This is a genomic window from Umezawaea sp. NPDC059074 (genome assembly GCF_042738955.1).
GTDB lineage: Bacteria > Actinomycetota > Actinomycetes > Mycobacteriales > Pseudonocardiaceae > Umezawaea.
The window spans coordinates 97,934-110,108 of sequence record NZ_JBHYHC010000007.1 but is presented as its reverse complement, the minus strand read 5'-3'; the positions used below and the strand labels follow the sequence as shown (position 1 = coordinate 110,108).

The window sequence follows — 12,175 nt, the reverse complement described above, 5'->3', positions numbered from 1 at the left end:
TCGATCTCCGTGCTCGGGGGATGGGTCTAGTGGTCGGCGGGGCCGCGGTCGGCCCACGCCTTCAGCAGGGTCGCCAGGTCCTCGGGCAGCCCGGAGGCGGGCAGGTCGCCCACGCCCTTGAGGAACGGCTCCAACGCCGCGATCGTCGCCTCGTCGCAGCCGCGGCGGCTCAGGCCCACCACGTTGATGCCCGAGACCCTGGCCGGGTTGCCGACCGAGATGGTGAACGGGCCTATGTCCTTGCGGACCGCGCCGCCCATGCCGACCATCGCGCCGGGGCCGACCTCGGCCTTCTGGTGCACGACGGTGCCCATGCCGATGTTCGCGTGGGACCAGATGTGGCAGTGGCCACCCAGCTGCACGGACGCGAGCGTGACGGAATCGTCGACGACGCAGTCGTGGCCCAGGTGGGTGCGCGAGAGCAGGTAGTTGCCGTCGCCCACGCGAGTCGTGCGCCAGGTGCCCTGGTGCATCGTGAAGTACTCGCGGATCTTGTTGCCGTCGCCGATCTCGACGCCGAAGCCCTCGAGCTCGCCGTCCCACCCGGCGGGGTGGGGTCCGGTGCGGTCCTCGGCGGGGGTGCCGATGGAGACGTGGGGGCCGATCCAGTTCCCGCTGCCGATCCGGGTCTTCCCGACGATCACGGCGTACGGACCGATGACGTTGTCATCGCCCAGCTCGACGCCCTCGCCGATGACGGCGGTGGCATGAATGCGGTTGGTCACGAGGTCCGTTCCTGCTCAGATGTCGTTCGAATGACCCAGGTCACTGCCCTGGCCCCTGCCCCGGACCCACAGCAACACGGCCGCAATCGGCGGGTAACGTGTGGCAACGCGTCAGGGGCGGGACGACCAGTCACCTTACCGGACGCGGTCCACCGTCTCCGGAGCGAAAGACTGCTGCATGATTCCCATCACCGTTGTCGACGTCCAAGACGCGGAGCCGCTGGTTCTTGAGGTGCTCCGGTCCGGTGTCATCGCCCAGGGCCCCATGGTCAAGCGCTTCGAAGAGGCCTTCGCCCAGGTGGCCGGAGTTCCCCACGCGATCGCCGTGAACAACGGCACCACCGCGCTGGTGGCCTCCATCCAGGCGTTGGACCTCAAGCCGGGCGACGAGGTCATCACCTCGCCCTTCACCTTCGTCGCGACGCTGAACGCGATCCTGGAGGCGGGTGCCACCGCTCGGTTCGCGGACATCCGCACCGACGACTTCTGCATCGACGCCGACGCCGTCGCCGCGCAGGTCACCGACCGCACCAAGGTCCTCATGCCGGTGCACCTCTACGGCCAGACCGCGGACATGGGCAAGCTCGTGCCGCTCGCCGAGCAGCACGGCCTGACCATCGTCGAGGACAGCGCGCAGGCCGTTGGCGCGACGTTCGAGGGCAAGGCGGCGGGCAGCTTCGGCATCGGCTGCTTCTCCCTCTACGCGACGAAGAACATCACCACCGCCGAGGGCGGCATGATCACCACCTCCGACGACGCGCTGGCCGACAAGCTGCGCGTCATGCGGAACCAGGGCATGCGCGCCCGCTACCAGTACGAGATGGCGGGCCACAACTACCGCCTGACCGACCTGCACGCCGCGCTGGGCATCCCGCAGCTGGAGAAGCTGGCCACGCTCACGGCCGCGCGCCAGCGCAACGCCGAGGCGCTGTCCAAGGGTCTCGCCGACATCCCCGGCCTGACCGTGCCGGGCGTGCTGCCGGGCCGCGAGCACGTGTGGCACCAGTACACGGTCCTGGTCGGCGAGGACGCCGCCGTGACCCGCGACGAGCTGTCCGCGAAGCTGAACGAGAAGGGCATCGGCAACGGGATCTACTACCCGAAGCTGGTGTTCGACTACGACTGCTACCGCGAGCGCGCCGACGTCATCGCCTCCGACGTGCCGGTCGCCAAGAAGGTCGCCGAGCAGGCGCTGTCGCTGCCCGTGCACCCGAAGCTCACGGACGCCGAGCTCGAGACCATCGTCAGCTCCGTCCGGGAGGTGTTCGGCGCGTGACCACGGCCAAGCCCAAGATCGCCCTCGTCGGCGCGGGCATGATGGGCTCGCTCCACGCCCGCGTGCTCTCGCAGTCCGACCGCGCCGACTTCACGCTGCTGGTGGAGCAGCGGGCCGAGATCGGCAAGGACATCGCGGAGCGCTACGGCGCCACGTACACGGACTCGATCGACGAGCTGGCGAAGGTCGACGCGGTCGTCATCGCCGCCGCGACCGAGGCGCACTACGACATCGCCCGCCAGGTGTTGGAGATGGGCAAGCCCCTCCTCGTGGAGAAGCCGCTCGCGGCCACCTACGAGCAGTCGGCCGAGCTGGTCGAGACCTCGGAGCGCCTCGGCCTCCCGCTGGTCTGCGGCTTCCTGGAGCGCTTCAACCCGGCGATCCTGACGGCGAAGCAGTTCATCGGCGACGTGGTCCAGGTCAACGCCATGCGCCACAGCCCGTTCGTGCCGCGCATCAAGACCGGTGTCGCGACGGACCTGCTGATCCACGACATCGACCTCGCCATCGGTTTCATCGGCGAGGCCCCGTCGGCGGTCAAGGGCAGCTTCGGCTTCTTCCAGCCGCAGTCCAAGGAGAACAAGTCCGAGGACAGCGCCGACGCCACCATGAGCTTCGAGCACGGCGCGCTGGCCACGATCTCGGCCAGCCGCATCTCGCAGCGCAAGGTCCGCCAGATCAGCGTCCTGGAGCTGGACCGGCTCATCGAGATCGACCTGCTCCGCAGGGACATCACGATCTACAAGCACGTCGCCGACTCCCCGGCCGCTGACGGCGTCGGCTACAAGCAGCAGACGGTGATCGAGCTCCCCACGATCATGCAGTCGGCGGAACCGCTGGCCGCCCAGCTGAACCACTTCCTGAACCTGCTCGAGAAGGGCGCGGGTTCGGACGAGGTGTCGGCGGAGCGCAAGGCGATCCTCCCGGCCCACCTGGCCGTGCACCACGCGACGGTCTCCGCCCTCGGCGGCTGACCAGCGACAAGGCAAAGGGCCCGCGCACCTTCCGGTGCGCGGGCCCTTCGTCGTTCCAGGAGCTACTCGGCGGCGACGGCGTCCTCGGTCCTCTTCCGCCGCCCGGTCACGAGCACGAACCCGGCGTAGGCGAACCCGAGCACGAGGGCGACCAACGTCACCTTCCACCCGAGGCTCAACCCCGGCGGCTGGAAGTCGAGCACGATCGTGCTCCCCCCGTCCTTGGCGGCGGGAACGTCCACCTGGATCACCCCGGCGGGCCCCTGCTTCACCTCGACGGTCTTCCCGTCCACCGTGGCCGTCCACCCTGGCCACGCCAGCGCCGCGTACAGCACCGTCCCACCGGACCCGGTGTACTTCGACGTCTCGCCCTCGGCGCCGTCGGCCTGGTCGGCGGTGATCTCCACGCCATCAGCCGCGTACGAGACCCGACCGTCCTTGAACGGCAGCGGCTCGTCCCGGTGCAGCACCGTGACCGCGGCCGTCTTCTCCTTCTCCGACCAGCCCGCGGGAGCCGTCGTCGGCTCGTCCAGGTAGTCGTTGGCCACCACGACGGTCTCGAGCCGGAGCGTGTCCGCCAGGGGGGCGTCCACCTTGGACGACGTCGGCTGCCAGATCCGGTCGAACGCCTGCGGGCACACCCCGCCGTAGTAGTTCATGCACAGCTGCTCGGAGAACGCGTTGTACCCGAGCCCGGTGTAGGAGTTCAGCGCCGAGACCCCCGCGACCTCCCACTGCGCCCCGAACAACCCGTCCCGCCAGCTCTGCTCCGGCGACACCCCGCCGGTGTTCTTCGCCAACGCCGCCGTGTCCGCGATCAGCAGCGTCGACCCCTCGTACCGGTGGTCGAACCGCGCCTGCATCGCCGACACGTCGTGGGGGAAGTTCCACGGGTTGACGTTGTTGTTGCCCTTGTAGTGGATCAGCTGGAACCCGAGCACCGCCGCGGTCCCCACCACCAGCACCAACGCCCCGTACTTGGGCGCCCGCCGCGTCACGAACAGGAACGCGAACAGCAGCACCCCGACCACCACGGCGGCCGCGGCGTGGTACTTCGAGCTCAACGGCTGGGAAGCCCACGACAGGTAGAACCCGCCGAACACGATCGCGCCGCTGATGACCGCCCGGTTCCGCTTCGCCGACGTGTGCAGCCCCTTGCTGAGCAGCACCGCGAACAGCACCATCACCGGCAGGTACACGTACTCGACCAACCGCGCGGGCCACCGGAACATGCCCATGTTCGACGGCCCGATCGTGAACAGCACGTACACGACCAGGAACAGGAACACGGCCAGGTAGTCCCGCGCCCTCGTGCGCAGCTCGGACCACTTCAGCCACGGGATCAGCGGGGCCACGAACCACGCCAGGTACGTGATCGGGAACGTGAACGCCTCGGCCCCCTGCCACGACTCCAGCTGCGCCTGGAACGTCGGCGCGCTCAACCCGAACAGGTCGGACAAAGCGGGCACCAGGAACCCGTTGTTGTCCAGCTTGGAGTCGGTCCGCCAGGTCACGGACGAGCTGCCCAGCAGCGGCAGGAACACCACCAACGTGCTCATCCCGACCAGGCCGCCGGTCACGACGACCTTGACCAGCCCGCGCCAGTTCTTCCGGATCAGCAGTTCGAGGGAGACGCCGAGCAGGATCACCACGACCCCGAGCGCCCCGTACGGGCTGCCGACGCTCATCGCCAGGTACCCGAGCACGAGCAGCAGCAGCGGGTTCGACTTGCCGCGCCCCACGCGACGGGCGGCCCACCACACCCACGGCAGCCACGCGAACCCGATCAGGCCGGCGACCCACGCCGACGCGTCGAAGAACAGCGTGTAGCCCGAGAACGGCAGCGCCGTGGCGACGGCCGCGGCCGCGCCCCGCTTCGCGCCGTACTCACGGGCCAGCACGTACGTGCCCAGCGCCAGGAGCACCAGGAACTCGGTCTTGACCAGCGTCGCGGCCACGGCGAGGTCCGGCAGCACCGACACCAGCACGTAGTTGGCCAGCGACACCGGGTTCCACAGCGACAGCTGGACCTCGCTGAGGAAGTTGCCGCCCATCCACACGTCCGGCGCCAGCATCGGCCAGTGCCCTGCCCGCAACTCGGTCCCGATTCGGAACCAGTGCGGCAGAAACGCGGCCGCCGAATCGTCCCAGTAATAGAAGATCCGATTACGGATCAGCGGCAGTTGCGCGACAATCCCGACGAACGCCGCAACGCCCAGGACCGTGAGGAAACCGATCCACCGCCCGCCGCGCTCACCAGTCGGGTCGTCACCCGGCTCGGCGGAATCGGGAAGATCAACGGATCGACTCTCGGTCAGAGTCACCTGCATCGCCCTTTCGCGTGGATCCGATCACTGGCGACCGCGGAAGCAGAGGCGGCACCGGCACCGACTCGCACCCACGATAGGGTGCGTGCCGTCGCAGGCCGGAAACGAACTGGCCGGCATCGGCACAGTCTGCCAGGGAGTTGACGTGGGAACGCCAGGGGCTAGCAGTCCAGTCGCACTCAGCTACATCGTGCCGGCGTACAACGGCGCGGACGGTCTCGAAGCGACGTTGAAGGAACTCGGTGAGCACCTCGACGGTGAGCACAACGAGATCGTCGTGGTCGAGAACGGATCGACGGACAACACGCTGGAGTTGGCGCGGTCGATCGAGAAGTCGTGGCAGTTCTCGCAGGTCGAACTGCGGGTGCTGAGCTCGGAGAAGGGGCTGGGGAACGCGCTCAGGATGGGGATCGCGGCGAGTCGCGGGGCGCACGTCGTCCTCACCGCCGACGACCTGCCGTTCGGGTTCGACGACCTGGACCAGGCGAAGAAGCTGGGCCTGGACAACCACAAGGTGTTCATCGGCTCGAAGGCGCACCCGGACTCGGCTATCGACCGGAGCCTGGTGCGCGCGGTGCTGAGCACGGGTTTCCTCGTGCTGCGGCTCGCCGTTCTCGGTATGCGCACCCGCGACCCGCAGGGCACTTTCGTGCTCAACGGGGAATGGGCGCGCGGGGTCGTCGGTAAATTGACCGAGCCCGGTTTCCTGTTGACCACGGAATTGGCCTACCTGGCCGAGCAGGACGGTATTCGTCCGGTCGAGGTCCCGGTTCGCCTGCGCGGTCAGCAAACGCGCGGCGGCAGCACGATCAACGTCGTGAACGACGCTTACAAGATGGGGATCGGCCTTTTCAAGGTGCGCGCGAAGCACCGCAAGCGCCGTTCTCGCTAGACCATCCGAGGAGATCCGGCGGCGACACGTTCGCCGGATCGTGGACTTCAGTCACCGACGGTTCCTGCCGAATACCTCAAGGACGCATCATCACGATGATCCGTCCGGTCTTCGGTACAGCCGACTGTGGGAGTCCTCCGGGTGCGGATCGTCGTCGTCAACAACTTCTTCCCACCTCGCGTCGGCGGCAGCGCCCACGTCGCGGACACCTTGAGCAGGTATTACGCCGAGCAGGGCCACGAGGTGCTGGTGATCGCCGCGGGGTACCGCGACGCGCCCGCGGAAGAGGTACGGGACGGTATCCGGATCGTGCGCCTCCCGTCGTGGACGCTGCCGGAATCGCGATTCTCCTTCAACTTCGACATGACGTTCGCGTTGCGCCCCGGTAACCGCGGTCGGGTATTCCGGCTGCTCGACGACTTCCGCCCGGACGTCGTCCACCAGCACGGCCAGTTCTTCGACCTGACGTGGCAGAGCGGGTTGTGGGCGCGGCGCAGGCGGATCCCCGCGCTGTTGACGCTGCACACCCGCTTGCAAAGCCCGATGCCCTTTTCCCACTTCGTGATGCGGCTGCTCGACGCGGTGGTCGTGCGGCCGATCCTCGACCACGTGCGGCCGACCGCGGTCGTCGCGATCGACCGCATCTTCCACCACTACATCCGGCGCAGGTACGCAATCGCGGCCGAGCGGATCGAACACGTTCCCGTGGGCGTCGAGTCGCACCGGTTCGAGCATTTGGACCGCGAGACCGAACGCGCGGCCGTGCGCGAGCGCTTCCACCTCGGCGACGGCCCGATCATCGCCTCCCTCGGCCACGTCATCCCCGTCCGCGACCGGGTCGCGCTCGTGGAGGCGCTGCCGCGGGTGCTCGCCTGCCACCCGGACGCCAAGGTCCTGGTCGTCGGCGGCGTCTACTACCGGGCGTTCCTGGAGCGCGCGCGACGGCTCGGCGTGGGGCACGCGATCGTGTGCACGGGCGCGCTGCCGAAGGCGGACATCCCCGGCGTCCTCGCCGGGGCGGACCTGGAGGTGCACGACCTCCAGGGGTTCGGCATCGGCATCGCGAGCCTGGAGGCGATGGCCGCGGGCACCCCGACCGTGCTGGCCGAGCGCGCGGACTACTTCGCCTGCGCCCGGCTCACCGACGGCGCGGAGACCCTGCTGGTGCGGCCCGGCGACACCGCCGAGCTGGCCGCGTCCATCAACCAGCTGCTGGACGACCCGGAGCTGGCGTCGGACATCGGCGAGGCGGGCCGCAAGTGGGTCCACAACAACCTGGACATGCCCCGGATCTGCGCGGCCAACCTGGATATCCTGAAACGCCTGGCGGGTGAGCGATGGGGGTAGACGTGCGGCGCGTGGTGGTCATCGGTGGCGGCATCGTCGGTCTGGCGGTCGCGGCCGAGCTGACCGCGCGCGGCGACGAGGTCGTGGTGCTGGAGAAGGAGGGCCGCTGGGCGGCCCACCAGACCGGGCACAACAGCAACGTCGTGCACGCGGGCCTGTACTACAAGCCCGGCTCGCTGAAGGCCCGGATGTCCGTCGCGGGCAACGCCTCCATGATCGCGTTCGCCCGTGAGCACGGCGTCCCGGTCGACGTCTGCGGCAAGCTCGTCGTGGCCACGTCGGAGGACGAGCTGCCCCGACTGAACCAGCTCGCCGCGCGCGCCGAGGCCAACGGCGTCCCGGCCAAGCTGATCACCGCGGACGAGGCCCGCGAGTACGAGCCGGAGGTCGCCGCCGTGGCCGCGCTGCGCGTGGAGTCCACCGGTGTCATCGACTTCCCGGCCGTGTGCGCCGCGCTCGTCGAGGGCCTCTCGGGCTCCGACCTGCGCCTGCACAGCCCCGCGCTGGCCATCCGCTCCACCTCCACCGGCGTGCAGGTGGCGACCCCGCAGGGGGTCATCACGGCCGACGCGCTGGTGAACTGCGCGGGCCTGCACAGCGACCGCGTGGCGCGACTGGCGGGCCTGCGTCCGAAAGCGACGATCGTGCCGTTCCGCGGCGAGTACTACGAGCTGCGCCCCGAACGCCGCCACCTGGTCCGCGGCCTCATCTACCCCGTGCCGGACCCGACGCTGCCGTTCCTCGGCGTCCACCTGACCCGGATGCTCGACGGCACCGTCCACGCGGGACCCAACGCCGTGCTGGCCCTGCGCCGCGAGGGCTACCGCTGGCGCGACGTGTCCCCCACCGACGTGGCGGACGTGCTCCGCTTCCCCGGCACGTGGCGGCTGGCCCGCAGGTTCGCCCGCACCGGCGCGGACGAGGTCCTCCGCTCGCTCTCCCGCACCCGCTTCGCCGCCAGCCTCGCCCGGCTCGTCCCGGCGGTGCGGGCGGACGACCTCGTGCGCGCCGAGGCGGGCGTCCGCGCGCAGGCGATGCTCCCGGACGGCTCGCTGGTGGACGACTTCCTCATCGAGACCGCCCCGAACCAGGTCCACGTCCTCAACGCCCCGTCGCCCGCCGCGACCTGCGCGCTGGAGATCGCCAAGCACATCGCGGGCCTGGTCGACGCCTGAACGGGGTCCCCCGCTCGTGAGGGCCCCCCGAAGCACGAGGTACGCAAGGGGTCCGACAGTTCTTCGCGGTCCACACGCGACTCGGCCCCGCACTCGATCGTCGAGTGCGGGGCCGAGCGCGCCGGATCAGATGTTGTTCAGCAGGTCAAGGCAGGCGTCGATGACGATCTTCTCGGTGCTCCCCGCCACGGCGGGAGTGGTGCCGCGCGGCGACGCCTTGAGCGGCGCGGGCCACGAGTAGGAGATCGCCGACGAGCCGAGGCCCGCGATCGTGTTGTCCGGGTAGTCGAACCCGGCCTCGTAGCCGCCGTTCCACAGCACGTCGTCGGCGGCGACGTAGCCCTCGACCTCGTTGGCGTAGGCCATGATCCACAGCTTGCCGGGGTACAGGGCCTTGAGCTTCACGTGGTACGTGCTCAGCACCTCGTGCGACAGCGCGAGGATGGTCAACCCGTTGAACTGCCAGCGCTGGATCGGCATGGCGAGGTGCGTCGGCAGGCCGGGACCGTCGATCAGGTCGATCATGGTCTGGGCGTGCCGCTTGTTCTCCGGGTAGTCCGCCAGGTTCGGGTCCGTGAGGCGGGCCACGTACCGCGAGCGCAGGTTGGCGATGACCGTGGGGTTGGACGTGTCCACCGCGAGAGGGAGGTTCACCTCTTCGATCCTGGTCATTATCGGACCGGTCACGTTGGTGAAGCCGGTGTTCGCGTTGATCTTGTTGATCACCGCGTTCGCCAGCTTGTCGCCGATGCTGACGACCAGCGCGTTGCCCTTGGTGCTGCCGGGGGCTCCCGCGTTCTGGTCGCCCGCCGCGCCCTGGAAGAACATCGCGGGCACGCCGAGCGAGGCCTGGATCTGCTCTGCCGCGCGACCGGCGTAGTCGCAGTCGAACGTCGTGTCGTTGCCGCGGGCCACCGGGTGCGCGGCCGCGCCGAACAGGATGGCGACGCGGTTGTTGTTCGCCTTGCGCGCCACCAGGATCGGCACCGTGTTGAGCACGGTCGGGATGTTGTCGACCCGGTTGTAGCCCAGGTTGACGCTGGCCTCGGCGTACCGGAAGGTCACCGTCGTCCTGGTCTTGTTGAGCGTCGCGCGGACCAGGTCGAGGATCCGGTCGATCAGCACGTTGGTGGTGCCGTTGACCGCGTTGATGTCGGCGGGCGTCAGTCCCATCAGGACGAACGGGTTGGGTCTGATGTCGCCGACCAGCGGCCCGGAGTGCGTGTGGCTGCTGGCCATCATGAAGTCGCTGTCCGCGATGAGGCCCTCGTCGATCAGGGTGCCGCGGATGTACTGGTTCATGTCCCGCGGGATGCTGATCAGGTCGCAGCGCACCATGACGTTCGGGTAGCCGTCGTCCCAGATGACCATGCAGTGCGCCTTGAGCTCGCGCGCCACGTTGCCGGGCGAGCTACCCCTGGGCGACCAGCCGTAGCCCCCCATCCACAGGCTCGGGAAGGCGGGCACCTTCGGCGTGAGCTCTGTGGAACCTACGGCGATTTGAAACACCATGCGGAACTCCCCAAGTTGATATCCCCTGACCACTACGTGTCGTCAGAAGGGACTCGGGAGCTACACGAAGGATGCTTGCCGGAGCATTACGGAACGTATTCGTTACCCATCTGAGACATGCGAGGTCAGGCCAATGCCGTACGCCATATGTGACAAAGAGTCACATATTTGTGCGACTTGCTTCTTCATCGGGAGACCGGTTCGAGCACCTCGCGACCGCCCAAGTATGGGCGGAGAGCCTCGGGCACGCGCACTGAACCGTCAGCCATCTGGTGGTTCTCCAGGATGGCGACGATCCACCTCGTGGTCGCCAGGGTGCCGTTCAACGTCGCCGCGATCTGCGGCTTCCCGTTGTCGTCGCGGTACCGGATGTTGAGGCGTCGTGCCTGGAAGGTGGTGCAGTTGGAGGTCGACGTCAGCTCGCGGTAGGCCTGCTGCGTCGGCACCCAGGCCTCGCAGTCGAACTTCCGCGAAGCGCTCGTGCCCAGGTCCCCGGCCGCGGTATCAATCACCCGATAGGGGACCTCGATGCGGCCCAGCATCTGCTCCTCGAAGCCCAGCAGGCGCTGGTGCTCGGCCTCGGCGTCCTCGGGGCGCACGTAGGAGAACATCTCGACCTTGTTGAACTGGTGCACGCGGATGATGCCGCGGGTGTCCTTGCCGTACGACCCGGCCTCGCGGCGGTAGCACGACGACCAGCCCGCGTACCGGCGCTCGCCGTCCAGGATCTCGTCCGCGTGGTAGCCCGCCAACGGCACCTCGGAGGTGCCCACGAGGTACAGGTCGTCGTCGCGCAGCCGGTAGATCTCGCTCTCGTGCTGACCGAGGAACCCGGTGCCCGCCATGATCTCCGGCCGCACCAGCGTGGGCGTGATCATCAGCGTGAAGCCGTTGTCGGTGGCCAGCGAGGCGGCCATGTTCAGCAGCGCCAGCTCCAGCTGCGCGCCGACGCCGGTGAGGAAGTAGAAGCGCGAGCCGGAGACCTTCGCGCCGCGCTCCACGTCGATCGCGCCCAGCTTCACGCCGAGGTCGAGGTGGTCCTGCGGCTCGAAGTCGAACGTCCGGGGCTCACCGACGTGCTTGAGCACGACGTAGTCGTCCTCGCCGCCCTCGGGGGCGTCCGGGTGCACGACGTTCGGGATGGCGCGGTGCAGCTCGGTCAGCTCCGCCTCGGCGGCGTGCTGCTCGGCCTCCGCGGCCTTCACCTCGGCGGCCATCTCCTTGCCCTTGGCCAGCAGCGCGTCGCGCTCCTCGCCGCGGGCCCTGCCGACCTGCTTGCCGAACAGCTTCTGCTCGGCGCGCAGCGCGTCCGCCCTGGAGATGGCGGCACGTCGGCGCTCGTCCGCGGACAGCAGCGCGTCGACCACGGACTCGTCTTCACCGCGCGCTCGCTGCGACGCACGGACGGCTTCGGGGTTCTCGCGCACTGCCTTCAGGTCGATCACGAGGGGTAAGGGTAGTCCTTGACCCCCCGTGACCTCCTGCGGATGTCGCCTAGCTGATCGCGACGGCCACGACGAGGCCCAGCGCGACGTGCGCGCTGGCCACCACGACGCTCGCCGGGGCGAACACCTCGGACTCGATGAGCCTGCCGATGTCGAGGCGGGTGACCCACTCCAGGAGCCGCACGGCGATCACTTGGACGATGATCCCGACGAAGCCGAAGATCAGCGCGTAGAGCAGGCCCTCGGCGAGCTTGCCCGCCGAGCTGTTGATCGCCACCACGATGATCAGGGCCATGCTGAACAGGCCCGCGGCGGTCACGATGACCGCGTTCGGCTTGCCCGTGCGGACCAGGCTGCTGAGCTGTCCCGGCGTGGTGAAGTCGATGGCGTAGAAACCCACGATCATCAGCAGCAGACCGACGACGGCGTACAGCGCGATCGCGCCGAGGCCCTGACCGATCGTGGAACCGAATCCGGGCTCCAACGCGAGTTGGGTGATCAC

The 12,175-nt window shown here is 68.9% G+C and carries 10 protein-coding genes; 5 read left to right on the top strand and 5 right to left on the bottom strand.

Annotation, left to right across the window (positions count from 1 at the left end; genetic code table 11):
- Positions 1–26 precede the first annotated feature (26 nt).
- Positions 27–725, bottom strand: a complete 699-nt coding sequence (locus tag ACFWW9_RS05740) for a UDP-N-acetylglucosamine acyltransferase (protein WP_390371915.1) — start codon at positions 723–725, stop codon at positions 27–29.
- A gap of 178 nt (positions 726–903) precedes the next feature.
- Between ACFWW9_RS05740 and ACFWW9_RS05735 the strand changes: the two genes are divergently transcribed.
- Together ACFWW9_RS05735 and ACFWW9_RS05730 are read left to right on the top strand one after the other, a co-directional pair.
- Complete coding sequence (locus tag ACFWW9_RS05735; RefSeq protein ID WP_390371912.1) at positions 904–2,001, top strand: DegT/DnrJ/EryC1/StrS family aminotransferase; 1,098 nt, start codon at positions 904–906, stop codon at positions 1,999–2,001.
- Positions 1,998–2,975 carry a Gfo/Idh/MocA family protein gene (locus ACFWW9_RS05730; protein WP_390371909.1) on the top strand — a complete coding sequence of 326 codons (978 nt, stop codon included), beginning with the start codon at positions 1,998–2,000 and terminating at the stop codon, positions 2,973–2,975. Before ACFWW9_RS05735 ends, ACFWW9_RS05730 begins: the two co-directional genes overlap by 4 nt.
- 62 nt (positions 2,976–3,037) lie before the next feature.
- Here the strand turns inward: ACFWW9_RS05730 and ACFWW9_RS05725 are convergent, their stop codons facing one another.
- Positions 3,038–5,050: a hypothetical protein gene (locus tag ACFWW9_RS05725; RefSeq protein WP_390371906.1), complete on the bottom strand. Its 2,013-nt coding sequence runs from the start codon at positions 5,048–5,050 to the stop codon at positions 3,038–3,040.
- A 442-nt stretch (positions 5,051–5,492) separates the two neighbouring features.
- Here ACFWW9_RS05725 and ACFWW9_RS05720 point away from each other — a divergent pair, with 442 nt between their 5' ends.
- The 3 genes from ACFWW9_RS05720 (at position 5,493) to lhgO (ending at position 8,716) form a co-directional block, all read left to right on the top strand.
- On the top strand, positions 5,493–6,194 hold the full coding sequence (locus ACFWW9_RS05720) for a glycosyltransferase (protein WP_390371903.1): 702 nt from the start codon (positions 5,493–5,495) through the stop codon (positions 6,192–6,194).
- Between the two features lie 141 nt (positions 6,195–6,335).
- Positions 6,336–7,541 (top strand): glycosyltransferase family 4 protein, encoded by a 1,206-nt coding sequence (locus ACFWW9_RS05715; protein ID WP_390371900.1) that lies wholly within the window; start codon positions 6,336–6,338, stop codon positions 7,539–7,541.
- A gap of 2 nt (positions 7,542–7,543) precedes the next feature.
- The gene (gene lhgO, locus ACFWW9_RS05710) at positions 7,544–8,716 is read left to right on the top strand and encodes an L-2-hydroxyglutarate oxidase (RefSeq protein ID WP_390372021.1); all 1,173 of its coding nucleotides are present in this window, start codon (positions 7,544–7,546) and stop codon (positions 8,714–8,716) included.
- 126 nt (positions 8,717–8,842) lie between these two features.
- On the opposite strand, the gene ACFWW9_RS05705 is transcribed toward lhgO, so the two are convergent.
- The 3 genes from ACFWW9_RS05705 to ACFWW9_RS05695 form a co-directional block, all read right to left on the bottom strand.
- A complete protein-coding gene (locus ACFWW9_RS05705) occupies positions 8,843–10,228 on the bottom strand; it encodes a hypothetical protein (RefSeq protein WP_390371898.1) in 1,386 nt (461 codons plus the stop codon).
- Between the two features lie 185 nt (positions 10,229–10,413).
- Entirely contained in the window at positions 10,414–11,673 is a 1,260-nt protein-coding gene (gene serS / locus ACFWW9_RS05700; protein WP_390371896.1) for a serine--tRNA ligase, read from the bottom strand.
- 49 nt (positions 11,674–11,722) lie between these two features.
- Positions 11,723–12,175: a DUF350 domain-containing protein gene (locus tag ACFWW9_RS05695; RefSeq protein WP_390371894.1), complete on the bottom strand. Its 453-nt coding sequence runs from the start codon at positions 12,173–12,175 to the stop codon at positions 11,723–11,725.

Excerpts from the sequence above, each read along its gene's own strand:
- ACFWW9_RS05735 (WP_390371912.1), top strand. The coding sequence starts at position 904 with ATGATTCCCATCACCGTTGTCGACGTCCAAGACGCGGAGCCGCTGGTT.
- ACFWW9_RS05725 (WP_390371906.1), bottom strand. The coding sequence starts at position 5,050 with ATGCTGGCGCCGGACGTGTGGATGGGCGGCAACTTCCTCAGCGAGGTC.
- ACFWW9_RS05705 (WP_390371898.1), bottom strand. The coding sequence starts at position 10,228 with ATGGTGTTTCAAATCGCCGTAGGTTCCACAGAGCTCACGCCGAAGGTG.